This is a genomic window from Youngimonas ophiurae (nom. illeg.) (assembly GCF_049803795.1).
Lineage (GTDB): Bacteria > Pseudomonadota > Alphaproteobacteria > Rhodobacterales > Rhodobacteraceae > Thalassobius.
Genome location: NZ_JBNAGJ010000004.1, coordinates 149,846 through 175,617, shown reverse-complemented (window position 1 = coordinate 175,617; position 25,772 = coordinate 149,846). Strand labels below are relative to the sequence as shown.

At 62.0% G+C, this 25,772-nt stretch carries 27 protein-coding genes; 16 read left to right on the top strand and 11 right to left on the bottom strand.

Annotation, left to right across the window (positions count from 1 at the left end; all coding sequences use genetic code 11):
• The first annotated feature begins 38 nt into the window (after positions 1-38).
• A complete protein-coding gene (locus tag ACP15O_RS10745) occupies positions 39-902 on the top strand; it encodes a Rossmann-fold NAD(P)-binding domain-containing protein (RefSeq protein WP_425096098.1) in 864 nt (287 codons plus the stop codon).
• Here the strand turns inward: ACP15O_RS10745 and ACP15O_RS10740 are convergent.
• The 5 genes from ACP15O_RS10740 to leuC all read right to left on the bottom strand — a co-directional run bounded on the left by ACP15O_RS10740 (position 899) and on the right by leuC (position 5,576).
• Positions 899-1,861: an endonuclease/exonuclease/phosphatase family protein gene (locus ACP15O_RS10740; protein ID WP_425096097.1), complete on the bottom strand. Its 963-nt coding sequence runs from the start codon at positions 1,859-1,861 to the stop codon at positions 899-901. The genes ACP15O_RS10745 and ACP15O_RS10740 overlap by 4 nt on opposite strands.
• 2 nt (positions 1,862-1,863) lie before the next feature.
• Positions 1,864-2,709 carry a hypothetical protein gene (locus ACP15O_RS10735; protein ID WP_425096096.1) on the bottom strand — a complete coding sequence of 282 codons (846 nt, stop codon included), beginning with the start codon at positions 2,707-2,709 and terminating at the stop codon, positions 1,864-1,866.
• 317 nt (positions 2,710-3,026) lie between these two features.
• Positions 3,027-3,632, bottom strand: coding sequence for a 3-isopropylmalate dehydratase small subunit (leuD, locus tag ACP15O_RS10730; protein WP_425096095.1), 606 nt, complete (start codon positions 3,630-3,632; stop codon positions 3,027-3,029).
• Between the two features lie 15 nt (positions 3,633-3,647).
• A complete protein-coding gene (locus tag ACP15O_RS10725; RefSeq protein WP_425096094.1) occupies positions 3,648-4,151 on the bottom strand; it encodes a DMP19 family protein in 504 nt (167 codons plus the stop codon).
• Between the two features lie 15 nt (positions 4,152-4,166).
• The gene (gene leuC, locus ACP15O_RS10720; protein WP_425096093.1) at positions 4,167-5,576 is read right to left on the bottom strand and encodes a 3-isopropylmalate dehydratase large subunit; all 1,410 of its coding nucleotides are present in this window, start codon (positions 5,574-5,576) and stop codon (positions 4,167-4,169) included.
• Between the two features lie 247 nt (positions 5,577-5,823).
• Between leuC and ACP15O_RS10715 the strand changes: the two genes are divergently transcribed.
• The 7 genes from ACP15O_RS10715 to ACP15O_RS10685 all read left to right on the top strand — a co-directional run bounded on the left by ACP15O_RS10715 (position 5,824) and on the right by ACP15O_RS10685 (position 12,865).
• Positions 5,824-7,155 (top strand): mechanosensitive ion channel family protein, encoded by a 1,332-nt coding sequence (locus ACP15O_RS10715; RefSeq protein WP_425096287.1) that lies wholly within the window; start codon positions 5,824-5,826, stop codon positions 7,153-7,155.
• Between the two features lie 242 nt (positions 7,156-7,397).
• Positions 7,398-7,763: a ribosome silencing factor gene (gene rsfS / locus ACP15O_RS10710; RefSeq protein WP_425096092.1), complete on the top strand. Its 366-nt coding sequence runs from the start codon at positions 7,398-7,400 to the stop codon at positions 7,761-7,763.
• Positions 7,763-8,233 (top strand): 23S rRNA (pseudouridine(1915)-N(3))-methyltransferase RlmH, encoded by a 471-nt coding sequence (rlmH, locus tag ACP15O_RS10705; protein ID WP_425096091.1) that lies wholly within the window; start codon positions 7,763-7,765, stop codon positions 8,231-8,233. Before rsfS ends, rlmH begins: the two co-directional genes overlap by 1 nt.
• Positions 8,234-8,389: 156 nt before the next feature.
• Positions 8,390-9,910 (top strand): 2,3-bisphosphoglycerate-independent phosphoglycerate mutase, encoded by a 1,521-nt coding sequence (gene gpmI / locus ACP15O_RS10700; RefSeq protein ID WP_425096090.1) that lies wholly within the window; start codon positions 8,390-8,392, stop codon positions 9,908-9,910.
• Complete coding sequence (locus ACP15O_RS10695) at positions 9,907-11,040, top strand: murein hydrolase activator EnvC family protein (RefSeq protein ID WP_425096089.1); 1,134 nt, start codon at positions 9,907-9,909, stop codon at positions 11,038-11,040. The genes gpmI and ACP15O_RS10695 overlap by 4 nt, the downstream gene beginning before the upstream one ends.
• 3 nt (positions 11,041-11,043) lie before the next feature.
• Positions 11,044-12,378, top strand: coding sequence for a S41 family peptidase (locus ACP15O_RS10690; RefSeq protein ID WP_425096088.1), 1,335 nt, complete (start codon positions 11,044-11,046; stop codon positions 12,376-12,378).
• Between the two features lie 4 nt (positions 12,379-12,382).
• A complete protein-coding gene (locus ACP15O_RS10685; protein WP_425096087.1) occupies positions 12,383-12,865 on the top strand; it encodes an RNA pyrophosphohydrolase in 483 nt (160 codons plus the stop codon).
• A 97-nt stretch (positions 12,866-12,962) separates the two neighbouring features.
• Here ACP15O_RS10685 and ACP15O_RS10680 read toward each other — a convergent pair whose 3' ends face one another.
• Positions 12,963-13,631 (bottom strand): protein-tyrosine phosphatase family protein, encoded by a 669-nt coding sequence (locus tag ACP15O_RS10680; protein ID WP_425096086.1) that lies wholly within the window; start codon positions 13,629-13,631, stop codon positions 12,963-12,965.
• A 64-nt stretch (positions 13,632-13,695) separates the two neighbouring features.
• Positions 13,696-14,691 carry an asparaginase gene (locus ACP15O_RS10675; protein WP_425096085.1) on the bottom strand — a complete coding sequence of 332 codons (996 nt, stop codon included), beginning with the start codon at positions 14,689-14,691 and terminating at the stop codon, positions 13,696-13,698.
• Positions 14,692-14,878: 187 nt separating this feature from the next.
• Between ACP15O_RS10675 and ACP15O_RS10670 the strand changes: the two genes are divergently transcribed.
• The 3 genes from ACP15O_RS10670 (at position 14,879) to ACP15O_RS10660 (ending at position 17,053) form a co-directional block, all read left to right on the top strand.
• Positions 14,879-15,406 carry an invasion associated locus B family protein gene (locus tag ACP15O_RS10670; protein ID WP_425096084.1) on the top strand — a complete coding sequence of 176 codons (528 nt, stop codon included), beginning with the start codon at positions 14,879-14,881 and terminating at the stop codon, positions 15,404-15,406.
• Between the two features lie 129 nt (positions 15,407-15,535).
• Positions 15,536-16,726 (top strand): dual-specificity RNA methyltransferase RlmN, encoded by a 1,191-nt coding sequence (gene rlmN, locus ACP15O_RS10665; RefSeq protein ID WP_425096083.1) that lies wholly within the window; start codon positions 15,536-15,538, stop codon positions 16,724-16,726.
• A gap of 117 nt (positions 16,727-16,843) precedes the next feature.
• Positions 16,844-17,053, top strand: coding sequence for a hypothetical protein (locus ACP15O_RS10660; protein ID WP_425096082.1), 210 nt, complete (start codon positions 16,844-16,846; stop codon positions 17,051-17,053).
• On the opposite strand, the gene ACP15O_RS10655 is transcribed toward ACP15O_RS10660, so the two are convergent.
• Positions 17,050-17,895 carry an LOG family protein gene (locus tag ACP15O_RS10655; protein WP_425096081.1) on the bottom strand — a complete coding sequence of 282 codons (846 nt, stop codon included), beginning with the start codon at positions 17,893-17,895 and terminating at the stop codon, positions 17,050-17,052. The genes ACP15O_RS10660 and ACP15O_RS10655 overlap by 4 nt on opposite strands.
• 147 nt (positions 17,896-18,042) lie before the next feature.
• Between ACP15O_RS10655 and dapD the strand changes: the two genes are divergently transcribed.
• Positions 18,043-18,870, top strand: coding sequence for a 2,3,4,5-tetrahydropyridine-2,6-dicarboxylate N-succinyltransferase (gene dapD / locus ACP15O_RS10650; protein ID WP_425096080.1), 828 nt, complete (start codon positions 18,043-18,045; stop codon positions 18,868-18,870).
• 45 nt (positions 18,871-18,915) lie between these two features.
• Here the strand turns inward: dapD and ACP15O_RS10645 are convergent, their stop codons facing one another.
• Positions 18,916-20,490 carry a choice-of-anchor L domain-containing protein gene (locus ACP15O_RS10645; protein ID WP_425096079.1) on the bottom strand — a complete coding sequence of 525 codons (1,575 nt, stop codon included), beginning with the start codon at positions 20,488-20,490 and terminating at the stop codon, positions 18,916-18,918.
• 159 nt (positions 20,491-20,649) lie between these two features.
• Between ACP15O_RS10645 and ACP15O_RS10640 the strand changes: the two genes are divergently transcribed.
• On the top strand, positions 20,650-21,006 hold the full coding sequence (locus ACP15O_RS10640; protein ID WP_425096078.1) for a hypothetical protein: 357 nt from the start codon (positions 20,650-20,652) through the stop codon (positions 21,004-21,006).
• 167 nt (positions 21,007-21,173) lie between these two features.
• On the opposite strand, the gene ACP15O_RS10635 is transcribed toward ACP15O_RS10640, so the two are convergent.
• Positions 21,174-22,229, bottom strand: coding sequence for a transporter substrate-binding domain-containing protein (locus ACP15O_RS10635; protein ID WP_425096077.1), 1,056 nt, complete (start codon positions 22,227-22,229; stop codon positions 21,174-21,176).
• Positions 22,230-22,294: 65 nt separating this feature from the next.
• Positions 22,295-23,407 (bottom strand): Hint domain-containing protein, encoded by a 1,113-nt coding sequence (locus ACP15O_RS10630; protein WP_425096075.1) that lies wholly within the window; start codon positions 23,405-23,407, stop codon positions 22,295-22,297.
• Between the two features lie 157 nt (positions 23,408-23,564).
• Here ACP15O_RS10630 and dapE point away from each other — a divergent pair, with 157 nt between their 5' ends.
• The 3 genes from dapE to ACP15O_RS10615 are packed head-to-tail and all read left to right on the top strand — an operon-like array spanning position 23,565 to position 25,767.
• Positions 23,565-24,725: a succinyl-diaminopimelate desuccinylase gene (gene dapE / locus ACP15O_RS10625; RefSeq protein ID WP_425096074.1), complete on the top strand. Its 1,161-nt coding sequence runs from the start codon at positions 23,565-23,567 to the stop codon at positions 24,723-24,725.
• Entirely contained in the window at positions 24,722-25,159 is a 438-nt protein-coding gene (locus ACP15O_RS10620; RefSeq protein ID WP_425096073.1) for a GNAT family N-acetyltransferase, read from the top strand. The genes dapE and ACP15O_RS10620 overlap by 4 nt, the downstream gene beginning before the upstream one ends.
• Positions 25,156-25,767 carry a TIGR04282 family arsenosugar biosynthesis glycosyltransferase gene (locus ACP15O_RS10615; RefSeq protein ID WP_425096072.1) on the top strand — a complete coding sequence of 204 codons (612 nt, stop codon included), beginning with the start codon at positions 25,156-25,158 and terminating at the stop codon, positions 25,765-25,767. The genes ACP15O_RS10620 and ACP15O_RS10615 overlap by 4 nt, the downstream gene beginning before the upstream one ends.
• Positions 25,768-25,772 lie beyond the last annotated feature (5 nt).

The window sequence follows — 25,772 nt, the reverse complement described above, 5'->3', positions numbered from 1 at the left end:
CTAAACTGACCCCAACACCCCAAAACCGGAGCAAACCCATGCCGAACACAGTGCTGATCCTTGGCCCCACGGGGCGCTTTGGGCGTCATACGGCCGATGCCTTTGCCGCCCGAGGCTGGCTCGTGCGTCGCTTTGATCGCAAGACCGACCGCCTGACCACCGCCGCCAAAGGCGTGGACGTGATTATTGCCGGCTGGAACCCGCCCTATCAAGAGTGGGCCGCGCAACTGCCTGCACTGCACGCGCAAATTCGCCGGGCCGCGCTGGACAATGACGCTACGGTGATTTTGCCCGGAAATGTCTATGTTTTCGGCCCCAAAGCCCCTGGCCCATGGGCGGCCGACACCCCGCATCTGGCCACCAACCCCCTGGGCCGCATTCGCCAAAACCTAGAAAGCGCCTATCGCCGCGACGGGGTTAAAACCATCCTTTTGCGGGCCGGCGATTTTCTGGACACTCAGCCGTCGGGCAACTGGTTTGATCGGATGATGGCAAAATCTCTGCCCAGAGGCAGGCTCAGCTACCCCGGACATACGGACCGCGATCACGCCTGGGCCTATCTGCCGGATGTCGCGCGTGCCGCGGTTGAACTGGCCGACATGCGCGCGCGGCTTGCTCGGTTCGAGGACATTCCCTTTCCCGGCTTCACCTGGACAGGCGATCAGATGGCGCAGGTGCTGACGCGCGTCATGGGCCGCCCCATTCAGGCGCGGCGCATGTCCTGGCTGCCTCTGCTGATGGCGTGGCCGTTCATGCGGATGATCAGACATCTGTTCGAGATGCGCTACCTGTGGAACCTGCCACACAGTCTGGATGGCAGCCGGTTTTCACAGTTGCTCCCCGATTTTCCGATGACCCCGGCGGACAAGGCGCTGGCCGCAGCCACCGCGCATCTGCGCTAGGGCAAGCTGCCTGCCCAGCCCAGATCGGCCCAAGTCAGCCGGTGGCGGCTGGCCTCAGGGGCTGCGGGTGCCATTCCGGCATCATGTACCGTCAGTTCACGTGCAGGCAGCACATAATCCACCCGCATCCAGCCCAAGCCCAGCCCACGCCAATCCACCGTGGGCTGGCCCGCCAGCGGATCCGTCAGGCGCGGATGCGACAGCAGCGCGTTGATCGCCATCTTCAACCCCTCGCCCTTGTCCGGATCGTTATTGGCATCCCCCAACAGAACAAACGGCCCCGTCAGATCATCCAGCAGATGGGCCCAGAACAGCAGCTGATCCTTGTTGCGCAGCCCGTTACGATCCTCGGGGCCATCAAACACAGGCGGCGTGGCGTGGAATCCCAGCAGATCCAACGGCCCATCCGGCCCCGAAATCCGCACCCGCCAATGCCCGACCGAGGCCAGGCGCAGCCCCTGCCCGCCGACTCCCCAGGCCCGCCCCAGAGCGCGCCGGTCAATCCACGGCAGCTCGGACCAGAGCAAACCCGAATAGTCCTCGGCCTCGGCAATCGGATAGCGCGACAGCAGAACCATCCCGCCCTGCCCCGCGAACCGCCCGTATCCATGCGCATCCGCTGGCCCCTCGGCCCGGCCATCCCCGTTCAGATCATAGCCCGTGGGCACCCCGGTATTGGGCGGAAAAGCAAAGACATGTTGCAGGAAATGCCCCTGCTCTGTCACCCGGTCCCGCAGCGCGCGGGCCGCCAGCAATTGCGCATCATAGTCCACCCCCTGCAACAAAATCGCATCGGGCCGGGCCGCCGCAATCACAGAGGCCACCGCCATCACCTGCTTCTCGGATCGCAAGACATCGCGCAACAGCAGCCCAGGCCCCTTGCGCGTCAGTTCGGTATTGAAAGTGGCAATCCGCAGCGGCTCGGCCCAAAGAGGCGCGGCCAGCAGGCACAGCAGCACAATCAGGCCGTTTGCAAGCCCTGCTCTTCGGTTTCGGCGGCCTCGGCGTAAGCGCGACGGCGCTTTTCCTCGATCATGTCGGCGACGCGCCCAATGGCGATCCCCCGCATAATCATCGAAGCCGGCACCAATGCCCATGCTGTCATCGTCCATATCAGCGTCTGCGAATGCGCCAGTGAAATCGGGTCAACCAGAGTTGACATCAGCTTCACAATGGCCGGGATCAAGAATGGCAGAAGAAACCCTAACGCAATGTTAATGCGCGCATCCCGATAGAGCCGCGGCAGCACATCGCCCATCGTCGGATCGAACATCGGCAGGTTCACCCAGACATTGAACGCCCCGTTACGGGCAGGCCAGCCCAGAAACCGCACATGCACAATGAAAAGGAACATCATCACCAGCGACACGAAATAGGCCAGCCCCGCCGCGATTCGCACATCCGCGATCACCTCTTTGGGGGCGTTGACGGGCATCATCAGCACTACCAGACGGACCGGGGAATACGGGAAATCAATGGTATTGCCCAACAGCCGCCCGATCGCCGTCAGCCCCTGGCTAAGCTCAGACGGATGCACCTTACCGCGCGCGATGATCGTCAGAACCAGCACCAGAAACAGAACCGCCCCAAAGCGCAGCCGGTTAAAAGGCGGGGCATAGCGGAACTCGACCACGCTGGGGAATTCGCTGTTATATTCCAGAAAAGTCAGGATCGCGGCCACCAGCGTCAGGATCAGCACCAGCGCCGTGGAATCGGAAAATGTTCCGGGCAGAAACACGGATGGCATAGCCACCAGAATAGCCACCAAAAACGCGCGAAACGCCGCGCCTGCAAATCGCTCGATCACTGCCCGATCCCTTCAAACTGGCCGAGCGCGATACGATGCCGCGCCCTGTGTCCAACTTGATCCCGCCTGCTTTGGCGGTATGCCTCATTCTTGCCCAAATGTTGCCTTCTTTCCCCAAGCGAGACAAGCGATAGACCAGTAAAAACCAAAAATTGGGGCGAAAACGTGGCAAATGTGGTGCCAGAATACATCAAGCACGCGGGCGAACTCTCAATAATTTGGCGTTAACGCAATATCTTGTGGGGCATAGTTCATGTGCCACAAATAGCAAAGACCGCCCGAAAGGGCGGCCTCTCTGTCATCCGGGGCGGTTTGGGTTACACCCAGGGGCGCTCGGCGCTCATGGCGCTCTCATACGAGGAGATCGCCTCGGCCTTCTCCAGTGTCAGGCCGATGTCGTCCAGGCCGTTCAGAAGGCAGTGTTTCTTGAACGCGTCCACCTCAAAGGGGATCACCTGACCGTCCGAGGTGGTGATTTCCTGGGCTTCCAGATCCACTGTCATCCGGGCGTTGGCGCCACGTTCGGCGTCTTCCATCAGGATGTCCACCTGCTCTTGCGGCAGGACGATGGGCAGGATGCCGTTCTTGAAGCAGTTGTTAAAGAAGATGTCCGCGAACGAGGTCGAAATCACGCATTTGATGCCGAAATCCTTGATCGCCCAGGGCGCGTGTTCGCGCGACGAGCCGCAGCCGAAGTTATCGCCCGCCACCAGAATTTCAGTGTCGCGATATTGCGGCTTGTTCAGCACAAAGTCAGGCAACTCATTGCCCTGACGGTCATAGCGCATCTCGTCGAACAGGTTCACGCCCAGACCCGAGCGCTTGATCGTCTTCAGGAACACCTTGGGGATGATCATGTCGGTGTCGATATTCACCAGCGGCATGGGCGCGGCGATCCCGGTCAGTTTTTCGAATTTATCCATTAGGGAAATCCAATCCTATGTTTCCGCCCTTAGAAGAGCGTCGTGATTAATGACAGCAAACGATACGATCGCGTCGGCGACGGGTGCATCGGCCTGATAGAAGAAGTCATCTTCGAGCTGCTCAAAGTGATCGAGCAGCCCGGCGAATTCCTCTGATTCTCCGACAAGGCGGCGAGTTGCCTCTGCAATTTGCGCCTCGGTCGCGTCTGAGGGCAGAGACATCGCCGACAATGCCCGGACCAACATCTGGTTAAGACCCGTCAGCCCCAGAACCCCCGTGGCCTGAACGCCTTTCGCTGCCCACGCAGTCTGAAGTTCGAAATAGCTGAACAAGCCACTCGACTGGATACAGCTATCCAACTGATAGGCCGAGAGAACATACTGCTCGGCCTCCGACAACGCGGACAATCCTTCGTTCGCTTCTAGATCATGCAGAGCGCAACAGTATTCAACCCAACTGTCCGGATGCGACTTCAGCGCATCCAGGCAGGCATTGGTTTTTTCCGTAGCGTTCAACATTCTGGCACGTAACGGTTACATCAGCTCGCGGACGTCGGTCAGGTGGCCGGTGATGGCGGCAGCCGCGGCCATCGCGGGAGACACCAGATGGGTGCGGCCCTTATAGCCCTGACGCCCCTCGAAGTTGCGGTTCGAGGTCGAGGCGCAACGCTCGCCCTCGGACAGCTGATCGGGGTTCATTGCCAGACACATGGAACAGCCCGCCAGACGCCATTCGAACCCGGCCTCTTTGAAGATGTCGGCCAGGCCTTCTTCTTCGGCCTGCGCACGCACCAGACCCGAGCCAGGCACGACCATGGCGCGCATCCCGTCCTTGATCTTTTTGCCTTTCAGGATCTCGGCGGCGGCGCGCAGGTCTTCGATCCGGCCGTTGGTGCAGGACCCGATGAACACGGTGTCGATCTGGATGTCGGTCAGTTTCTGGCCGGCCTCCAGCCCCATGTATTCGATGGCGCGCTTGGCGGCCTCGACCTTGCCGCCCTTGAAATCCTCGGGCGCGGGCACGGTGGCGGAAATCGGCAGCACGTCCTCGGGCGAGGTGCCCCAGGTCACGACGGGCTCGATCTCTTCGCCTTTCAGGGTGACGACCTTATCGAAATGCGCGCCTTCGTCGGTGAACAGCGTTTTCCAATAGGCCAGGGCAGCGTCCCAATCGGCACCTTTGGGCGCGTGGGGGCGGCCTTTGACATAGGCAAAGGTGGTTTCATCCGGCGCGATCAGGCCGGCGCGCGCGCCGCCTTCGATGGCCATGTTGCAGACGGTCATGCGGCCTTCCATCGACAGATCGCGGATCGCCTCGCCGCAATATTCGATGACATAGCCGGTGCCGCCGCCCGTGCCGGTTTCACCGATCACGGCCAGGGTGATGTCCTTGGCGGTCACACCGGGCTTCAGCTTGCCGGTGATTTCGACCTTCATATTCTTGGACTTCTTCTGGATCAGGGTCTGAGTGGCCAGAACGTGCTCCACCTCAGACGTGCCGATGCCATGCGCTAGCGAGCCAAAAGCCCCGTGCGTCGCGGTGTGGCTGTCGCCGCACACAACGGTCATGCCCGGCAGGGTCCAGCCCTGCTCGGGGCCGACAATGTGCACGATGCCCTGACGGACGTCCGACACCGGATAGTAGTGGATGCCGAATTCCTTGGCGTTGGTGTCCAGCGCGGCCACCTGCACGCGGCTGTCCTCGGTCATCAGCTCGGGGTTTTCGCGGCCCTGCGTGGTGGGCACGTTATGGTCCGGCACGGCGATGGTTTTGTCCGGCGCGTGCACCTTGCGGCCGGCCATGCGCAGGCCTTCGAAGGCCTGAGGGCTGGTGACTTCGTGCACCAGGTGGCGGTCGATATACAGCAGGCAGGTGCCGTCTTCGGATTCATGGGCGACGTGGGCGTCCCAGATTTTATCATAGAGTGTCTTCGGGGCGGTCATGGTCCTCTCCCGTGGATTGTCTTCAGGTATGTTCAGGGTGTGACAGGGATGGGCGCGCCTTATAGGCGGGCCAGAACAGTGTGCGTCGCACCAAAAAACCGCCAGGGCAGGCGCGCGCGATCATCCATGTCAAAAATCCGTGTCATGCAGGGGCAGATACTCTGCCTGAGGGATTCTATCAAGGGGGCGCATATCGCGCCGTCGCTTGGGGCTTGCCCCCGTGCGGCCCTGCGTGCACGATACCGGAATGGAGGAAACCGAGCAGACCCCACCACAAACATCCGCAGAGCTGGTCATTGATCTGCTGTCCCAAGCCGAGCAATTCGTCACCGGCCTGTTGCGGACCTGGAACGCCTATCAGGTGCTGATTGCCCTGGGGTTGCTGCTGCTTGCGCATCTGGCGGCCAAAATTCTGGCGCCCCGGTTCCAGAACTGGATGCGCACCCGCGAAGGCTGGCCAATGTGGCGGATGCGGTTTCTGGTGCTTATCCACCGAAGAATGCGGCTGATCGTTTTCGTGGGGACGATCTGGCCGACGGTATGGCTGATGCGAGAGCTCACCTGGCCGTCCCGCTCGTATCTGCTGAGCATCATCGCGCAGCTGGCGCTGGCCTGGCTGGTGATCGCCATCGTCACCCGGCTGATCAGTAACAGCTTTCTGCGCGGACTGGTGCGCTATGCCGGCTGGATCTGGGTCACCCTGTCGATCCTGAACCTGACCCACGCAAGCCAGAACCTGCTGGACAGTGTTGCCTTTCACCTGGGGGAAACCCGTCTGTCGCTGTGGCTGATCGTGCAGGCCATTCTGCTGCTGGCGGTGCTGATGGCGGCGGCGCGGTTCCTGTCTGGCTCGGCTTCGACCACGATCCGGAAAAACCAGGACATCAGCCCCTCTATGCAGGTGCTGGCGATCAAATTCCTGCAAGTCGTCCTGTATGGCGCGGCTTTCTTTCTCGGACTGCGGGTCGTTGGCGTGGACCTGACCGGGCTGGCGGTTCTGTCCGGCGCGATTGGTGTGGGCCTGGGCTTTGGCCTGCAAAAAGTGGTGTCGAACCTGGTGTCGGGGATCATCATCCTGCTGGACAAATCCATCAAGCCCGGCGACGTGATTTCCCTGGGCGAGACCTTTGGCTGGATCAACTCGCTGGGGGCGCGCTACGTCAGTGTCGTGACACGGGACGGCAAGGAATACCTGATCCCCAATGAGGATCTGATCACCGGGCAGGTGGTGAACTGGTCCCACTCGAACGCCTATGTCCGGCTGGATATCCACTTTGGCACCGCCTATCACGATGACCCTCACAAGGTGCGTCAAATCGCGATCGAGGCAGCCCAGTCAGTGGATCGGGTGCTGAGCTTCAAACCCCCGGTCTGCCATATCGTGGGCTTCGGAGATTCCAGCGTGGATTATATCCTGCGGTTCTGGATCGAGGATCCCACGGGCGGGCTGACCAATATCCGGGGCAATGTCTATCTGGCGCTGTGGGATGCGTTTCAGGCGCATGAAATCTCGATCCCGTTCCCGCAGCGCGAAGTCACCGTCCTGCCCGGATCGAAGCTGCAAACCCAATCCGATTGAGCGCCTTCGGCGCGCTTGATACCTCGGTCAGGGCCTGTGGCCCTGCCCTCGCGGCCCCTGTCTCGCACTTAGCGTAACACAGCGGGCGATATCGCCTCTTGAAGGATCCGTTGAGATTTCACATATGCGGTGCTAGCCTGAAACTGTCCAGCGCCGGGACTTGGGCGGCGCAAAACCCTTAGGAGGACAATGTCCTGTCAATCGACCTTAGCGCAGCATCGACTGCACAAACGGGGGCTGTAATGCCCGCATCCCCCAACAGCACAACCAGCGAACGCCTGCTGGCGCTTATCCTCAGCTCTCTGGATGACGACAAAGCCGAAGACATCGTGCAGATCGACCTGCGCGGCAAATCTTCGATCGGCGACTATATGGTCGTCTGCTCGGGGCGTTCGTCCCGCCAGGTCGCAGCCATTTCGGAAAAGCTGGTCGAACGCGTCAAACAGGAATTCGGCCGCACCAGCCGCATGGAAGGCAAAGAAGCCGGCGATTGGGTTCTGATCGACACCGGCGACGTTATCGTCCACGTCTTCCGCCCCGAAGTCCGCGAATTCTACCAGATCGAGAAAATGTGGATGCCCGCCGGCACCCCAAGCTCCGAGGGCTGATGCGCATTCATATCTGCGCGGTCGGACGCCTGCGCAAAGGCCCCGAACGCGAGCTGATCGACGACTACCTGACCCGGTTCGACCGAACCGGGCGCACTCTTGGGCTTGGCCCCGCCAAAATCCACGAGGTCGATGACCGCAAAAGCGGCGGTATGCGCAGCCAGGCCCCCCTGCTGGAACGCGCCATCCCCAAAGGGGCGGCCATCTGCACCCTGGATGAACGCGGCGCACTTCTCAGCTCCCCTGAGTTTGCCAGCAAACTGGCCAGCTTCCGCGACACCGGCCGCAGCGATCTGGCCTTTCTGATCGGCGGCGCCGACGGGCTCGATCCGACCCTGCGCGCGCAGGCCGATTTCAGCCTCTCCTTCGGCAAGATGGTCTGGCCCCACATGCTGGCCCGCGCCATGCTCACCGAACAGCTCTACCGCGCCGCTTCCATCCTCGCCGGCAGCCCCTATCACCGCGCCTGACCTCCTTCTTTGCTCTGTAAATACTCAAATTCCACGCCCACCGATTGCACCAAACCGGCGAAAGACGCCCATATTCCCCCCTGTGACGCCAACAGAGGTTCACCCTCACGCCCGAAGCCGTTAGAAGCAGGGCAAATCTGACGGAGCCCTCGCGACATGACCACACCCAAACCCGTTGTATTGTGCATTCTGGACGGCTGGGGCCTGTCCTCGGAAACCAAATATAACGCCCCGTATCAGGCCCACACCCCAACTTTCGACCGGCTGATGGCCGAATGCCCGAACAATACGCTGATCACCCACGGCCGCGATGTGGGCCTGCCGACGGGCCAGATGGGCAACTCCGAGGTGGGCCACACCAATATCGGCGCGGGCCGCGTGGTGGCCATGGACCTGGGCCAGATCGACCTGGCCATCGAGGAAGGCTCGTTTCAGACAAACGACGCCCTGACCGCCTTTATCGGCACGCTCAAGAAAACCGGCGGCACCGCGCATCTGATGGGCCTTGTCTCGGACGGGGGCGTGCATGGCCACCTGACCCACATCATCGCCGCCATTCAGGCCATCGCCGCCGCGGGCGTGCCCGTGGTCCTGCACGCGGTCACCGACGGGCGCGACGTTGCCCCCAAATCCGCCTTCACCTATTTCGAAGAGCTGACCGCCGCCCTGCCAGAAAACGCCCGCATTGGCACCGTCACCGGGCGCTACTATGCCATGGACCGCGATAACCGCTGGGAACGCGTTTCCGAGGCCTATGAGGCGATGATCCACGCCAAAGGCGGCAAATCGGCCAGCGCTCATGCCGCCGTAGACGCAGCCTATCAGCGCGAAGAATCCGATGAATTCATCACCGCCACCGTGATCGGCGACTATGCCGGTGCCCAGGACGGCGACGGGTTCTTCTGCCTGAACTTCCGCGCCGATCGCGCGCGCGAGATTCTGCGCGCCGTGGCCGAGCCCGGCTTTGACGCCTTCGACACCGGCACCCGCCCCGACTGGGCCGCACTGCTGGGGATGGTGGAATATTCCGAAGGCCATAACGCCTATATGGAAACGGTTTTTCCCCCGCGCGACATTGTGAACACGCTGGGCGAATGGGTGGCCAAGCAGGGCAAAACCCAGTTCCATCTGGCAGAAACCGAAAAATACCCGCATGTGACCTTTTTCCTGAACGGCGGCAAGGAAGCCCCCGAAGAGGGTGAGGATCGCTATATGGCCGCCTCGCCCAAGGTGGCCACCTATGACTTGCAGCCGGAAATGAGCGCGGGCGAGGTAACCGATGCTTTCGTCAAGGCAATCGAGGATGGCTATGACCTGATCGTCACCAATTACGCCAATCCCGATATGGTGGGCCACACCGGCGATCTGAAGGCCGCGATGGCCGCCTGCGAGGCCGTGGATCAGGGCCTGACCCGTGTCGTCGCCGCGCTGGAAAAAGTGGGCGGTGCGATGATCGTCACCGCCGATCACGGCAACTGCGAAACCATGGTCGATCCGGTCACCGGCGGGCCGCATACCGCGCATACCACGAATCCGGTGCCCGTCATTCTGGTGGGCGGCCCCGAAGGCGCCAAGCTGCGCAGCGGCGGCCGTCTGGCCGATCTGGCGCCCAGCCTTCTGGAGCTGATGGGGCTGGAACAACCCACGGAAATGACAGGGAAAAGCCTGCTGGAATGATCCGCGCTCTTGCTCTCTTGGCGCTCTGCCTTTGGCCCCTGTCTTTGGGGGCCGCCACCGACCCGGCCACCGCCGCACGGGCCGCGGCCAAAGCCCTGGAAGAGGCCGCCGAATCCCTGGCTCAGGCGAAATCGGCCCGCGACCGTGTGAAGGCCCTGACTGTCACGCTCAAGGCCTATGAGGACGGGCTGGAGGCCATGCGCGACGGGCTACGCCAGGCCGCCCTGCAAGAGGCACGCCTGACCCAGGAATTACGCGCCCGCGAGGCCGAGGTCGCGCAGCTTTTGGGGGTTTTGCAAAGCATCGCCTCGGCGCCGACGCCGGTGACGATGGTGCATCCGGACGGTCCCACCGGCACCGCACGCGCCGGGATGCTGCTGGCCGATGTCACCCCCGCGCTGAACGCCAGGGCGCTTGAATTGCGGACCAAACTGGAAGAGGTGCAAACCCTGCGCACCCTGCAACAAAGCGCCGCCGATACGCTGCGGCGCGGACTGGAGGGCGTTCAGACCGCCCGCGCCGAACTGTCTCAGGCGCTGGCCGATCGCAAAGACCTGCCGCGCCGCTTTACCGAAGACCCGGTGAAAACCGCGATCCTGATTTCCTCGACCGAGACGCTGGAGGGATTCGCCAGCGGGCTTTATGACATCACCAATGACGAGGCGAGCGGCAGCCTGCCCGACATCAGCCACCGCAAGGGCGCGCTGCCCCTGCCCGTCCAGGGCCGCGTGCTGCTGCGTGCCGGGGAATCGGATGCGGCCGGCATTGCCCGCCCCGGCGTGGTTCTGGCCACACGCCCGCGCGCGCTGGTCAGCACGCCCACCGCTGCGACGATCCGCTATCTGGGGCCGTTGCTGGATTACGGTAACGTGATGATCCTAGAGCCCCAATCAGGCGTATTGTTCGTCTTTGCCGGGCTGGAAACGGTTTACGGCCGGGCCGGGCAGGTTCTGCCGGGGGGCAGTCCGGTGGGGTTGATGGGCGGAACGGATGCACAACCGGGCACAATTCTGTCAGAGGCGAGTGATGGGGCTGGAACTCAGGCGTCGGAAACGCTCTATATAGAGGTCAGACAGGACAACGTCGCCGTTGACCCGGCCGCGTGGTTCAAAATGAAAAAGGATGGGTGATCCATGAAGAAGTTCGTCATGGCTGCGATCAGCGGCACGCTGGCCGGTGTGCTGGTGACCACGCAGGTGGCCGGGCCGCTGCTGGCTCAGGAAAGCGCACAGAAGACCAACGTCTACGAGCAGCTGGACCTGTTCGGCGACATCTTTGAACGGATCCGCGCCCAGTATGTCGAGGAAGTCGACGAGAAAAAGCTGATCGAGGCGGCGATCAACGGGATGCTGACCTCTCTGGATCCGCACTCCAGCTATCTGCCGCCGCAGGATGCCGCCGACATGCGGATGCAGACGCGCGGCGAATTTGGCGGGCTGGGCATCGAGGTCACGCAAGAAGAGGGCTTTGTCAAAGTCGTCTCGCCCATGGATGGCACCCCCGCGCAGTCTGCGGGCGTCGAGGCCGGGGACTTCATCACTCATGTGAATGGCGAAACCCTGCTGGGCCTGACCCTGGACGAGGCCGTGGAACTGATGCGCGGCCCCATCGGCAGCGAGATCATCATCACCGTCGTCCGCGAGGGCGAACCCGAACCCTTTGACATCTCGATCATCCGCGACACGATCAAACTGACCGCCGCCCGCGTCCGCCGCGAAGGCGACTCGGTCGTTGCACGGATCACCACTTTCAACGATCAGACCTATCCCAACGTGGCCGACGGGCTGGCCAAGGCAATCGAGGATGCCGGCGGCCTGGACAGCGTCAACGGTGTTGTTCTGGATCTGCGGAATAACCCGGGCGGCCTGCTGACCCAGGCGATCCGTATCTCGGATGCCTTCCTGGAATCGGGCGAGATCGTCTCGACCCGCGGCCGCGTCCCCGAAGAGGGCGACCGCTATAACGCCACCCCCGGCGATCTGATCAACGGCAAACCCATCGTCGTGCTGATCAATGGCGGGTCGGCCTCGGCCTCGGAAATCGTGTCGGGCGCGTTGCAGGATCACCGCCGCGCCATCGTCGTGGGCACCAAAAGCTTCGGCAAGGGCTCGGTTCAGACGGTGATGCCGCTGCGGGGCGAAGGCGCGATGCGCCTGACCACCGCGCGCTACTACACACCGTCGGGGCGCTCGATCCAGAATCTGGGCGTGTCCCCCGACATCGTGGTGGAACAGCCCCGCCGCCGCCCCACCTCCGAGGAAGACGAGACCACCAACCGCCATTCACGCACCGAGGCCGACCTGCGCGGCACTCTGGCCAATGACAGCCTGACCGAGGACGAGATCAAACAGATCGAAGCCGAACGCGCCAAAGCCGAAGAAGCCGCCAAACTGCGCGAGGAAGACTTCCAGCTGGCTTATGCGCTGGACCTGCTCAAAGGCCTGTCCGCCATGGCGGTACAGGAATAATCCGATGACCCCCGAAGAAATCGCCAAACTGCCCTATCGCCGCAATGTGGGCGTAATGCTGATGAACGCTGACGGACATGTGTTCGTCGGCCAGCGCATCGACAATCCCGGCCCCGCCTGGCAGATGCCGCAGGGCGGGATCGACAAGGGCGAATCCCCCCAGGACGCCGCCCTGCGCGAACTGCAAGAGGAAACCGGCGTGCCCGCCACCCTGGTGCAAATCACCGCCGAAACCGAAGGCTGGCTGCCCTACGACCTGCCCCACGATCTGGTGCCCCGCATCTGGAAAGGCCGCTATCGCGGACAGGAACAAAAATGGTTCCTGCTGCGCTTCTCAGGCACAGATTCAGACGTGAACATCCAAACCGCCCACCCCGAGTTCTGCGAATGGCGCTGGATGGCACCCAGCGATCTGGTGGACAATATCGTACCGTTCAAACGCGAAGTTTACAGCCGCGTTCTGGACGCGTTCCACCCTCATCTTTGATCCGCCATGCAGCTTCTTTTTGATAAAAATACTCAACGGCGCGACGGTCTCTTGCGCGGGACATTTTGAGTATTTGGATCAGAAAGAAGCATAGGGCCTACTTGCGGGCAAAGCTGTCCGCAAGGGCCTGAGCATCGTATTTTGTCGCGATCCAGTCGCGGATGGGCGTCGGAGTTTGCGCGGTGTCGGCGGCGTATTGCTTAAACATGTGATCCAGAACACCGGCGCGCGATCCTTTGAGGTGCAGGTAGCGCAGCCCCAGATGCGGGCGGGCCTGCTCCAGCGATAGTCCCTCTTGGGTCATCAGATACAACACCGAGGCCAGCCCAGCCCGGTCCGCCCCCGATTTGCAATGCATCAGGAAGGGGCGCGGCAGGCTGGGGAATATGTCGATCAGGCGCAGCATTTCATCCCGGTCACAGGGCTTTTTCGCGTGCAGGCTGACGTCAATCAGATCAATTCCGTGGCGCGCGCAGGCCTCTTGTTCGAACAGGTAGTGCGCTCGCTGCGCCCGCCCGCGCAGGGTGACAATCGTTTTGATTCCCATCCGTGCATAGCGCGCCACGCGGGCCGGCCCTGGCTGATTGGAGCGGTAGGCCCCCGGCGCAATCTGATCCAGGTTCGTCCACAGATGCCGCAACAGCGCATGGTCGAACAGCTCGAAATGGATCGAGGACAGCAGCCGTTGTCGGGGCGTGTCGATGCGATCTCCGAAAGATGTGCGGAACCTGCGTTCCCATTCCGCGATGGCCTGCGAAAGCTTCATCTGCGTCCCCATGATTGCAAACGGGTGATGCGCAGCCGGGGGGCACTCTGTCAACCGTCCTTGTTCAGATCAGGCCGGCGGCGGGCCGCAGCATCCCGGTTTCGATCCCGCGCCAGTTGCGGAGCACCGCGTTTCGGCGTTTCAGCGTGGCGGGGTGATCGGCCTCAAGCAGCCCGTATTTCACCAGAATCGAGGCAATCGCGCATTCCGCCCCACGGGTAGAGCCATCCATGATTTTCAGCGCAATCCCCCACCCTTTTTCCGGAACGATCCCGGCAAAGAATGCCTCGGCGCCGGTTTTCAGGGCCACGCGCCCGCCCGCCGCGCGCATCAGTTCGGTGCAGGCGCGGCCCTCGCCGGCCACCAGTTCGGGATAGGCGATCATCGCATCACGCAGGCGTGCCGCCGCCGAGGCCCGCGTGCCCTGCCCCTCTTGCGCCTTGGCGAAAACCGCCATCGCGCGGCCCATCCCCATCAGCGTGGTCGCGAAATTCGGAGCCGAGCAGCCGTCGATGCCAAAACCGGGGCTGTCCTCGCCAGTGACGTCCTGGAAGGCGTCTTTGATGGATTTCTGGATCGGGTGGTCCGGTTCCACATATTCCGCCCCCCCGCCGATATGTTGGTTCAGCGTCAGGAACCCGGCATGTTTGCCCGAGCAATTGTTGTGATACTGGCACGGGGTCTGCCCGGCGCGGATCAGGGCCTGATGCGTGTCCTGATCGCCCGGATCCTGCGGGCCACAGCGAAAATCGTCATCGCTCAGCCCCAGTTGCGCCAGCCAGGCCTGAACCCGACCGGTATGGATCGGGGCCCCATTATGCGAGGCGCAGGCCAGCGCCAGATGTTCCTGCGTCAACCCAAAAGCATCCGCAGCGCCGCTTTCGATCAGCGGCAGCCCCTGCACCATCTTGGACGAGCTGCGCGGCAACACCACCGCCGTGGGGTCGCCCCAGGCCTGAACGATCTGCCCGCTGTCATCCACGATCACCGCATGGCCCAGGTGCACGCTTTCCAGGAACGGACCACGCCAGATTTCAGCCAAAGGCACCGGGTTTCCCATGGTCAAACCTCTTCAACTCTGTTTGAACGCTGTGCGATTTTCCGCCAATGGCTCTTTCGCCCGTGGCGCAAATCAGGCTATTAATGCATTGTCGAGTGGAAAATGATGCGTCCGTCAAGAATCTTCAGAACAGAAGCGACGCATTCGCAGGATATTTGAGGCAAGCTACAGCTTGGAGGCTGGAACTATGGGATCACCTTTTGTGCGCGGCTTAGCCGGGGCCCTGATGGCGCTGGCAGCAACGGGTGTTTGGGCGCAGGACTCAAGCAATAACCAGGTCGCTGCGAAAACCGACTGGAGCGTCTTCGAAGACAAAGACCCGCGCGAATGCTGGGCTGTCTCGGCGCCCAAGGAAACCGTGAACACCAAGGACGGGCGCGTCGTGGCCGTGCGCCGCGGTGACATCCTGCTGATGGCGTTCTATCGCCCGGCGGCTGGCGTGAAGGGGCAGATCACCTTTACCGGCGGCTATCCCTTCGCCAAGGGCGTCCCTGTCACGCTGAACGTGGACGGCGACTCGTTTGATCTGTTCTCCGAAGGGGAATGGGCCTGGCCGGCCTCGGCCTCGGATGATGCCAAGATCATCGCCGCGATGAAGCGCGGGTCCAAGGCCGTTCTGACTGCCCGGTCCTCGCGCGGGACGCAAACCAAGGACAGCTTTTCCCTGCTGGGCTTTACCGCCGCGCTGGACGAGGCCGAAAAGCGCTGCAAATAACCACGTGCGCAGGTGACAGACTGAATGGGCCCTCGGATTTCGGGGGCCTTTACCGTTGGAAACATATGTTTTGGCATTCTGCGAAGAATCCTGTATGACCCCGGCTCATCCCGAAAAAGGAATAGCGCGATGTCGGCCCAGGCTCCGATCACCCAGGACGTAATGACCATTCCCCGTAAGGCCCCCGAGGGTCCGGTGAACCTTGTCGGGCTCACCCGTGATCAGCTGCGTCAGGCGCTGCTGTCGATTGGCACGCCCGAAAAGCAGGCCAAGATGCGGGTGAATCAGATCTGGCAGTGGATCTATCAATGGGGCGTGCGCGACTTTGCGGCGATGACTAACCTGGCCAAGGCCTACCGCGCCCAACTGGCCGAGAATTTCGTGATCGAAATCCCTGAAATGGTGTCCAAGCAGGTCAGCATGGATGGCACCCGCAAATACCTGGTGCGGATTGCAGGCGGCCACGAGGTCGAGGTGGTCTATATCCCCGAAACCGATCGCGGCACACTATGTGTCAGCTCTCAGGTGGGGTGTACGCTGACTTGTTCCTTCTGCCATACGGGCACGCAGAAACTGGTGCGGAACCTGACCTCGGGCGAGATTGTCGGCCAGATCATGATGGCCCGCGACGATCTGGGCGAATGGCCCGAACCGGGCGTCGGCACGGGCGAATCCGGGCCTCGGCTGCTGTCGAACATCGTGCTGATGGGCATGGGCGAACCGCTGTACAATTTCGATAACGTGCGCGACGCGATGAAGATCGCGATGGATGGCGAGGGGATTTCCCTGTCCCGCCGCCGCATCACCCTGTCCACCAGCGGCGTGGTGCCTGAAATTGCCAAAACCGCCGAGGAAATCGGTTGCCTGCTGGCCGTCAGCTTTCACGCCACCACGGACGAGGTGCGCGATAAGCTGGTGCCGATCAACAAGCGCTGGAATATTGCCGAACTGCTGGATGCCCTGCGCGCCTATCCCAAGCTGTCGAATTCCGAACGCATCACCTTTGAATATGTGATGCTGAAGGACGTGAATGACACGGATGAAGACGCCCGCCGTCTGGTCAAGCTGATCCAGGGCATCCCCGCCAAGATCAACCTGATCCCGTTCAACGAATGGCCCGGCTCGCCCTATCAGCGCTCGGACTGGTCGCGGATCGAGAAATTCGCCGACATCATCTATAAGGCCGGCTACGCCAGCCCCATCCGCACCCCCCGCGGCGAGGACATCATGGCCGCCTGCGGTCAGCTGAAATCGGCCACCGAACGCGCGCGTAAATCCCGCAAGCAGATCGAGGCTGAGGCGGGCGTCGCGCAACAATAACGCGCCAGACCCCAAACTGTTTCACATTTTCACATTAATGCCCCAATCCGGGGCATTTCCGGCCTCAATCCAGCAACAAACTGTTTCCAGTAACAAGTTAAAACTGGAGACAGTCCAATGCAGAAAATCGAGACCATCACCCCCGACCTGACCAACTCGGTCCTGGAACTGATCCGCGCCGAGCGCGAAAAATCCGTGTCCGTGCGCGAATGGAAATTCCGCCTGAAGGGCTATGGCTACAAGGTCATGGACACCGACCACGGCGAGGTCATCGCAAACCTGCGTCAGCAAGAGATTTGCGCCGTCCCCACCGAGCTGCTGCACTAACGACCCGGTATCACATCTCGTTTCTGGCCCGCACCATCCCAGTTGTGCAGGGCCTCGAACGCCTCTTCGGCAGTTTCGACATAGCGGAACAGCTCCAGATCATCCGGGCTGATCGTGCCGGCATCCGCCAGGGCCTCCCAGTTGATGATCTTTTCCCAGAACTCTTGCCCGAACAGCAGGAAGGGCACGCGTTTCATCCGGCCCGTCTGGATCAAGGTCAGCGCCTCGAACATCTCGTCCATGGTGCCAAACCCACCCGGGAAAACGCAGATCGCATTGGCGCGCATCAGGAAATGCATCTTGCGGATCGCGAAATAGTGGAAGTTGAAGCACAGGTCCGGCGTCACGTGCGCATTCGGGGCCTGTTCATGCGGCAGCACGATATTCAGCCCGATCGAGATCCCGCCTGCCTCTTCGGCGCCTTTGTTTCCCGCTTCCATTACGCCAGGCCCGCCACCCGTGCAGATGATGTTGTCATGCCGCCCGGTTTCCAGCGATTCGCGGGTCACCAATTGCGCAAACTTTCGCGCCTCATCATAGTATTTCGACAGATCCGCCAAAGTCTGCGTCCGCGCCTGCCCCTTGTTTTCAGGCGCCGGCACCCGCGCGCCGCCAAACAGCACAACCGTGCTTTCGACCCCGTATTCATCCATCATCAGCTGCGGTTTCAGCAGTTCCAGTTGCAACCGCACGGGGCGCAGCTCGTCTCGGCACATGAAATCGAAATCATCGAAGGCCAGCTTATACGAGGGCGCCCGCGTCTGCGGCGTATCCGGCACCTCACGCGCGGTTGTCCGGTCAACATGAGCATCCCGAAACGGGCTGGTACGGTCGTCTTTCATAATCGAATTCCTGCTACGCTTTTGCCTAAGACCTAGCGCGCTCTGTCCGTATTGACCAGCGGCTTGGACCGACGGACGCATTGCGCGCCGCGCCCCGGCCATCTATAGGCTTGGGCCAACCGGAAAACCTGACCTAGGGAGAGACCCATGTCGAATGCCCAGCTGGAAGCTGCAATCGAAGCCGCGTGGGACGCGCGCGACACCATCACCCCCGCCACCACCGGCGAAACCCGCGACGCCATCGAGGACACGCTGAACGCGCTGGATTCGGGTAAGCTGCGCGTCGCTGAGAAGCTGGAAAACGGTGACTGGCACGTGAACCAGTGGGCCAAAAAGGCCGTGCTGCTGGGGTTCCGCATCAAGGACATGGAAATCCAGACCGGCGGGCCGCAGGGCGGCACCTGGTGGGACAAGGTCGATAGCAAATTCAAAGGCTGGGGCGCTGAAGAGTTCGGCGCCGCCGGATTCCGCGCCGTGCCCAATGCCGTGGTCCGCAAATCCGCCTATATCGCGCCGGGTGTGGTGCTGATGCCGTCCTTTGTGAACCTGGGCGCATTCGTTGACGAAGGCACCATGGTTGACACCTGGGCCACCGTCGGCAGCTGCGCGCAGATCGGTAAAAACGTGCACCTGTCGGGCGGCGTTGGCATCGGCGGCGTGCTGGAGCCCATGCAGGCCGGCCCCACCATCATCGAGGACAACTGCTTTATCGGCGCGCGTTCTGAAGTGGTGGAAGGCTGCATTGTGCGCGAAGGCTCGGTTCTGGGGATGGGCGTCTATATCGGCCAGTCCACCAAGATCGTCGACCGTGAAACCGGCGAAGTGATGTATGGCGAAGTTCCCGCAGGCTCGGTGGTTGTGTCCGGTTCGATGCCCTCGAAAAACGGGATCAGCCTGTATTGCGCCGTGATCGTGAAGCGCGTGGATGCGAAGACCCGCTCGAAAACCTCGATCAACGAGCTGCTGCGCGACTGATCGCAGCCCCTTTTCAAAACGCGCCCTGTTCTGTCAGGGCGCGTTTTATGCGCTGGCCAGCAGCACCTGGGCCTCATACGGGCGCAGGGCCAGTCGCGCCGCCGGGCCATACTCAACCCCTTCGAAATCCGCGAGCCCTGGCATCAGGCGCAGAATTTCCGCGCGCGTGTCCGCATCAAAACTGTTCAGCGTCTCTTGTCCGGGGTGGTAGCTTTCGCTGGCCAGGCCATTGGCTGTCACGATCTCATGCCGGTCGAACAGCAGATGCACATAGGTGACGGGCCGTCCGTCCCGGCGCAGCGTCACCGTCGTGCCATTCAGCAAATCCCGCGCCTTGACCAGCACCTCGGGTTCGCCGAACAGCAGCGTCGCCCGCTCTGAGCGGTACAAAACCCGGTGATTTGGCGAAAACTCGACCGTTTGATGCGCACCAAATGTGCCTTCGGCAATGCGGACCGGGGCATCCTGCCCCGCGGCAAAGCATTTCGACACACCAATCCAGCGCAGAGGCTGCAATCCGTTGTCACGTGTCAGCACCAGATCCCCCGGACAAAGCGTTTCCACCGCGACCGGGCCATTGGGCGTCTGCACCACAGACCCGGCGGTGAAACAGGGGGTCGTTTCCACCGTGACATAGCCGATATCTGTGTTGCCATCCGCGTCCGTTACCTCATAGGTGAAAACGCTGGTGCCGTCCTCATCGTCAGCCCATAGGGTGATCGTCCCGTCTGGGTTCAGCACGATCACCTCGCCGGTTGCCAGGGTCACAGTATCCCCCGCCACGACGGGCTGCCCGTTGATCATTGTGATCGTCAAGGTCGGCCCGGCGGACGAGCTGTCATTGCCCAGCAGATCAAAGGTGCCCGACCCATCCACCTGCACCGAGATGTCATCATCCCCAGCCACCAGCGCGCATTGCACGGAATCGCCTGCAATCAGCAGGTTACTGTCATAATAGCGATCCCCGCCATCTGCGATCCCGATGCGGATCGTGTTTTCCTCGCCCGGAGTGACGGGCGCGTTCAGGGACAGTGTGACGGTAAAACCGTCCATCTCGGTATTGGCGACCTCATCATTGGCGGGGTTGTCGATATACAGGTTGGAATTGGATTCGTCGTTGATGTTGTTAATGGTGATGTCACCGTCGCCGATCGTCAGTTCGGCCTGCACACCATTCACCCAGATCCCGACCGCATCGTTGAAGCCCGATCCGCAATATTCCAGGTATTCCTCGGATGAAAATGTCACCTGCATTGTCAGGGTTGACCCGTCGGGGACGAAGGTCGCCTCGAAAATCGCGGCGTCATAGGTGTTCGCTCCTGCGATCTCATTCAGGTCGGCATCGCCGGCCGTGCGCATATTGCCCGAAGTCCCGGACGAAGTGTTCGCATCACCAGAGCTGTTGGTGATTGACGTTGCGCGCCCGGTAGACAGGATTACCCCGGTATCGGCAGGCGTAACATTCGGCGCCACGGTATCCCCGTTCGAATAGACGCCCGAGGCCGCATTATGCCCGGTATAATCCGCCGAGACGATTTCAACCCCCGAACCGAACATGGATTCCGCCATATCCATGGCCGAGGCAGACGTGTCGATTGGCAATTCAGACGCTGTAGGCATTCCCGTTCCCCAAAGCTGCAACTTTGGTTCTGGGTACGGGAAAAGGGTTCACAGACCCTTGCCACAGGCCGCATCGCACGCCCCTATTTACCAAGGATTTAAAGTAAATCCCACGCAGCCCGCTTGACCAGGCAAGGCCCAGCGCGTAAGGCCCAGCGCATGAGCAAGCAACCCAAAAAATCGCGGCAGAAGGTCTATACTCTGCTGGTACAGGTCGGACGCAAGGACGGGGACGGCCTGCCCAAAGGCAGCTCGGGCGCGGCGCTGATGTGCTATGCCTCGGGGGTGGACGAGGCCGAGGCCGTGCGCGAAACCGTCGCCATCCTGAAACAGGCCGATCTGGCGCCGCTGGATGTCACTGGCTATGGCACGCTGGAAGAACGGCTGGAGCAGGGCCATGACGTGCCCGGCCCCGAGCGCGAACTGATGCAGCGCGCGCTGGATGAGAACTCGGTCATCGTGGCGCAGATGACCCCGCTCTATGGTGATAATCCGGGCGAGCAGACCGCGCATTGATACCCAACTGATCGCATGGTTTCAGCCCCTCGCCCGCGCGGGTTTGCACGGGTGGGGGACCATGGCTATGCTGGTGCCTTTTGCGGCGGTCTGGCAGGAGTATTTAAGATCAGAAAGAAGCGGCAAAGGGCCGTGAAGACCTGTAGGGGTGGCTTTGGTGATCTGGTTTACTGCGGTTCCAGGCCAAACCAGCTTTCGTAGATTTCCCTGTATTTTCCGTTCTCGCGCAAGCTGAGCAGGGTCCGGTTGATTTCCTCGGTCAGGGCGCTGCCGGTGGGGGCCGCGATCCCGTAGTTTTCCCGCAGGAAGACCGGGCCGTTCATTTGCGCCTGCCCCTGCGCACGGGTTTTGACGTAATAGGCCAGAATCGGCGCATCGAAGACGACGGCCTCCAGTTCTTTGTTTTCGAACCCGGCCAGCATCTGATCCAGCCCGGCATATTCCTGATAATCCAGCCCCCGGTCATCCATGTATTTCGCCGCAGTCGAGCCCGATACCGTGCCGACTCGTTTGCCATAGAGATCGTTGACCGAGTTGATTGAGGTCGTGATTGCCTCGATTGTCATGGCAGAGGTCACATAGGCCACGAAAACCGACACAAAGAACAATGAGGTGATCACCATCCCCACCCCCATCAGGCGGCCCAGGGGCGTACGGGGGACTCGTTCTTCGAAACCGCCGTTCACGACCAGATTCAGCGCCCACCAGAAGGCCGGGAACATCGCCTGTTTAGCGGGCTTATCGAAATATTCCTGGTGGCGTCTTTCCAGCCACCACATCAGCATCCCCACCCCCAGAAGCGCCGCAAAGGCCAGGATCACCGAGAGAATGAGCTCTTTTTTGAAGAGGGTATTCCAAAGCGCCGCGCCAGTATGATCCGTCGGCGACATGATTTGCAGCCCCGAGGCAAAGATCGGCTGGCTGAAGTCCATGGCCTCTTCGCGGGCGGCGGTGATCGAGATATTGGCGATGGCCAGATCCACCTTTTGGTGTTCGACTGCGCTGAGCATTTCGGCAAAGCTGTCGAAGCGTTCGAACCGATAGTCCCGCCCCATCGAGGAGGCCAGAGCCTGCCACAGATCAATCGAAAAACCCAGATCCGTCCCCGCCAGCTCCATTGAAAACGGAGGGCGCGTGATCGTCCCAACCACCAATTCCTGTGACGTGGATTTCACCGGCCACAAGGCAACCACCAGTGCCAAGGCGAAAATGATGCGCGACATATGTTTCTTCCCCATCTTATCGACCGGATAGGTGAAAACCAAAAATTTCGCAAGTTTTTCAGGGGTCAGGCGGCGCGGTGTTGTAGCAGGGTGATGGCCTCGTAGGCGCGCAGCACGGGAAAGGCCGGTCTGGCGTGTTCGGGAAGGCGCGAACGGTCCAGCCCTGCGAATACGCTGGCCGCGATGTGATCGGCCTGCCTGCGCCGACGCCCCAGATACAGGGATTGCACCCGCGCACCCGCAGCCAGAAGAGGCTCGTTCCGGGGCAAGAGCAGCTGGTGCCACGTCTGCGTCAGACCGGCGCGCGGCAGATAGGCGAATCCGCCTGTCAGCAGATGCTGGGCCGGCAGCAGAACCGTTGGGGCCCCGAACAGGAACTCCACATCCGACCCCGAAGCACAGAGCCTTTGATCCGCCGCGACCGAGATATCCCGTTGCAACCCGAAATAAGGCGCCCGCAGCCGGATCGGGTGCAGGCTTGCACGGGCGGGCATCCGGCATGACAGATTGGCCAGCACCGGCACCAGCTCTCCGCCTGTTGTGCGCACCATGTCGCCGCGTTTCAGACTGTGCAGCGGGCGATACCCCGTTGCTGTCGATACCGGCACATCCGGTGCCAGGCTGGGCAGACACCCGACCGGCTGCGCCCCATCCGACAGGGCCGCAAAGATCACCCCGTGCGTGCGCGATTGCGCGGACAGATGGCTCGAAAACGCCTTTTGCATATCCCCCAGGCTTAGGGGAATGGGGGCCTTTACCGGATGCAGGACGTGCTGTTCGGTGCCCAGTACGTGCACGGACAGATGGCCGCTTTGTGCCGGGGCGTCCCAGACATAGGTGATCCGCAGCCGGTGATCCTGCCCGTTCTGCCCGTGATGCACCACCGTATGCGAGACCCGATCCCCCTGCGTGACGACCAGCGCGATCCCACCCTCTGGCAGCGCATGGAGCGACAGGCCGCGCTCCCACGGGTGGTGATGGTGATAGGCCAGCAGCACTCCGGGCCGCTCCAGAGCAGAGACCTCGGCCTCCAGCATCAGGCTGCCGCGCGGCATCAGATCAGCAGGCGAGAATTGCCGGCGCTCAGGCAAAGCCCTGTCGATCCCGCCGCTGTGAAACAGCGCGGTGCTGCGATCGGTCAATCCGATCCAGTTACCAGCTATGGACCTATGCGGCATTCTGCTCTGCCCTGAGACGGCCGGGTGCGCCCGGTTTCGTGTTGGTTACACGGCGCTTTTCTAACACATGGCTGTGAACAGGTGAATCCCCCCTGCGCAGGGTTTGCGCATTTCCGCGAACCGCGATAGCCCTAGGCCAAGACGAAAAGGACCAGTCATGCCCGATACCCAGACCTCGCCCCTTGATGCCGCACAGCTGACCGCCGATCTGATCCGCTGCCCCTCGGTCACCCCGAATGAGGGCGGCGCGCTGGTGCTGCTGCAAGACGTGCTGGAACACGCGGGCTTTGCCTGCACGCGGATTGATCGCAACGGTGTCTCAAATCTGTTTGCCCGCTGGGGGGATCAGGGCCATGCGCGCAGCTTTGGGTTCAACGGGCACACAGATGTGGTGCCCATCGGCGATCAGGCGGCCTGGACGGTTGACCCGTTCGGGGCCGAAATCAAAGACGGCATGATGTGGGGCCGCGGGGCAACTGACATGAAATCCGGTGTCGCGGCCTTTGTGGCTGCGGCCGTGGATCTGGTGACGCAAACGCCCCCCGACGGTGCAGTGATCATCACCATCACCGGCGACGAAGAGGGCGACGCCACAGACGGCACCACCGCCATTCTGGACTGGATGGCGGCCAAGCGCGAAAAGATGTCGGTCTGCCTGGTGGGCGAACCGACCTGCCCCAATGAAATGGGCGAGATGATGAAGATCGGGCGCCGAGGCTCGATGACCGCGTTCTTCACGGTGACGGGTGTGCAGGGCCACGCGGCCTATCCGCACCGGGCGAAAAACCCGGTGCCGGCGCTGGCGCGGCTGGTGGATCGTCTGGCCAGCCACGAACTGGATCGGGGCACCGATCATTTTGACCCGTCAACCCTAGCGGTGGTCACTTTCGACACCGGCAACCCCGCCACCAATGTGATCCCGGCGCAAAGCAAGGCCACCGTGAATATCCGCTTCAACGATGCCCATTCCAGCGACAGCCTGACAGGCTGGCTGCGCGCCCAGGCGGATAAGGTGGCCGATGAATTCGGCGTAACCGTGGATATGGCGCTGAAGGTCTCGGGCGAGAGCTTTGTCACACCGCCGGGCGCGCTCTCGCAGCTGGTCTCGGCCTCGGTTCAGGCGGAAACCGGGGTTGTTCCGGTGCTGTCCACCAGCGGCGGCACCTCGGATGCGCGTTTCGTGCAACATCACTGTCCGGTGGTGGAATTCGGCCTGGTCGGAAAGACAATGCACCAAGTCGATGAACGGGTCGAGGTGGCGCAGATCCATCAACTGAAATCCATCTACGCCCGGATCCTACAGGACTATTTCGCGTGACATGGAAGATTGAAACCGTCCGCGACCTGACCGACGTCCATGCCCTGCGCCGCGCTGTTTTCATTCAGGAACAGGGCATCCCCGAGGCCGAGGAGTGGGACGATCTGGACACTTCTGCCCAGCATCTGCTGGCAACGGTCGCGGGGGCTCCGGCCGGTACGGCACGGCTGCTGACCGAAGGTGCCACAGGCCGGATCGGGCGTATCTGCGTGGTGCCCGCGCAGCGTGGCACGGGGCTTGGGGCTGCTCTGGTCCGCGCGGGGATTGACCGGCTAAGCGCACAATCCGGGCCTGAAGCGATCCGGCTGAACGCGATCCGGCTGGGCGCACAGACCCATGCCATCGGTTTCTATGAAAAACTGGGTTTCCGCGTCTGCGGCCCGGAATATGACGACGCAGGCATTCCGCATTGCCCAATGGAGCGCCCCCTGTGAAGCCCACATTGGTGATCATGGTCAAAGAGCCGCGCGCCGGGCGGGTCAAAACGCGCCTTGGCCGGGAAATCGGGATGCCCGCTGCGGCCTGGTGGTTTCGCCATCAGGTGGCGCGCCTGCTGCGCCGGATCGAAGACCCCCGCTGGCGCGTCATACTGGCCGTTGCTCCCGACCGGGCGATCAGCAGCCGTGCCTGGCCAGTGCATTTACGCCGCGTCCCGCAGGGGCGGGGCAATCTGGGGGACCGCATGGCCCGGCAAATGCGCAATATGCCCCCCGGCCCCGTCTGCGTGATCGGCGCGGATATTCCCGACGTGGCTCGCCCGCATATCGCCCGCGCCTTTGCCGCGCTTGGGGCGCATGACACCGTATTCGGGCCTGCACCGGATGGCGGTTACTGGCTGGTCGGGATGAAACGCAGCCGAGCCCTGACCGCTGCTCTGTTCCGGGGGGTGCGCTGGTCCACGCACCATGCGCTGGCCGACAGTATCGCCAGCGTTTCAGGCCACCGCGTTGCGTTGGTGGATATGCTGCGCGATGTGGATATCGCAGCGGATTTGTCAGCCCCGCAGGCGCGTTTTCGTCATGACGCCGTTTCCCGGCTGTGATAGGC

Excerpts from the sequence above, each read along its gene's own strand:
- ACP15O_RS10745 (WP_425096098.1), top strand. The coding sequence starts at position 39 with ATGCCGAACACAGTGCTGATCCTTGGCCCCACGGGGCGCTTTGGGCGT.
- leuD (WP_425096095.1), bottom strand. The coding sequence starts at position 3,632 with ATGGATAAATTCGAAAAACTGACCGGGATCGCCGCGCCCATGCCGCTG.
- ACP15O_RS10725 (WP_425096094.1), bottom strand. The coding sequence starts at position 4,151 with ATGTTGAACGCTACGGAAAAAACCAATGCCTGCCTGGATGCGCTGAAG.
- leuC (WP_425096093.1), bottom strand. The coding sequence starts at position 5,576 with ATGACCGCCCCGAAGACACTCTATGATAAAATCTGGGACGCCCACGTC.
- ACP15O_RS10715 (WP_425096287.1), top strand. The coding sequence starts at position 5,824 with ATGGAGGAAACCGAGCAGACCCCACCACAAACATCCGCAGAGCTGGTC.
- rsfS (WP_425096092.1), top strand. The coding sequence starts at position 7,398 with ATGCCCGCATCCCCCAACAGCACAACCAGCGAACGCCTGCTGGCGCTT.
- rlmH (WP_425096091.1), top strand. The coding sequence starts at position 7,763 with ATGCGCATTCATATCTGCGCGGTCGGACGCCTGCGCAAAGGCCCCGAA.
- gpmI (WP_425096090.1), top strand. The coding sequence starts at position 8,390 with ATGACCACACCCAAACCCGTTGTATTGTGCATTCTGGACGGCTGGGGC.
- ACP15O_RS10695 (WP_425096089.1), top strand. The coding sequence starts at position 9,907 with ATGATCCGCGCTCTTGCTCTCTTGGCGCTCTGCCTTTGGCCCCTGTCT.
- ACP15O_RS10690 (WP_425096088.1), top strand. The coding sequence starts at position 11,044 with ATGAAGAAGTTCGTCATGGCTGCGATCAGCGGCACGCTGGCCGGTGTG.
- ACP15O_RS10685 (WP_425096087.1), top strand. The coding sequence starts at position 12,383 with ATGACCCCCGAAGAAATCGCCAAACTGCCCTATCGCCGCAATGTGGGC.
- ACP15O_RS10680 (WP_425096086.1), bottom strand. The coding sequence starts at position 13,631 with ATGAAGCTTTCGCAGGCCATCGCGGAATGGGAACGCAGGTTCCGCACA.
- ACP15O_RS10675 (WP_425096085.1), bottom strand. The coding sequence starts at position 14,691 with ATGGGAAACCCGGTGCCTTTGGCTGAAATCTGGCGTGGTCCGTTCCTG.
- ACP15O_RS10670 (WP_425096084.1), top strand. The coding sequence starts at position 14,879 with ATGGGATCACCTTTTGTGCGCGGCTTAGCCGGGGCCCTGATGGCGCTG.
- rlmN (WP_425096083.1), top strand. The coding sequence starts at position 15,536 with ATGTCGGCCCAGGCTCCGATCACCCAGGACGTAATGACCATTCCCCGT.
- ACP15O_RS10660 (WP_425096082.1), top strand. The coding sequence starts at position 16,844 with ATGCAGAAAATCGAGACCATCACCCCCGACCTGACCAACTCGGTCCTG.
- ACP15O_RS10655 (WP_425096081.1), bottom strand. The coding sequence starts at position 17,895 with ATGAAAGACGACCGTACCAGCCCGTTTCGGGATGCTCATGTTGACCGG.
- dapD (WP_425096080.1), top strand. The coding sequence starts at position 18,043 with ATGTCGAATGCCCAGCTGGAAGCTGCAATCGAAGCCGCGTGGGACGCG.
- ACP15O_RS10645 (WP_425096079.1), bottom strand. The coding sequence starts at position 20,490 with ATGCCTACAGCGTCTGAATTGCCAATCGACACGTCTGCCTCGGCCATG.
- ACP15O_RS10640 (WP_425096078.1), top strand. The coding sequence starts at position 20,650 with ATGAGCAAGCAACCCAAAAAATCGCGGCAGAAGGTCTATACTCTGCTG.
- ACP15O_RS10635 (WP_425096077.1), bottom strand. The coding sequence starts at position 22,229 with ATGTCGCGCATCATTTTCGCCTTGGCACTGGTGGTTGCCTTGTGGCCG.
- ACP15O_RS10630 (WP_425096075.1), bottom strand. The coding sequence starts at position 23,407 with ATGCCGCATAGGTCCATAGCTGGTAACTGGATCGGATTGACCGATCGC.
- dapE (WP_425096074.1), top strand. The coding sequence starts at position 23,565 with ATGCCCGATACCCAGACCTCGCCCCTTGATGCCGCACAGCTGACCGCC.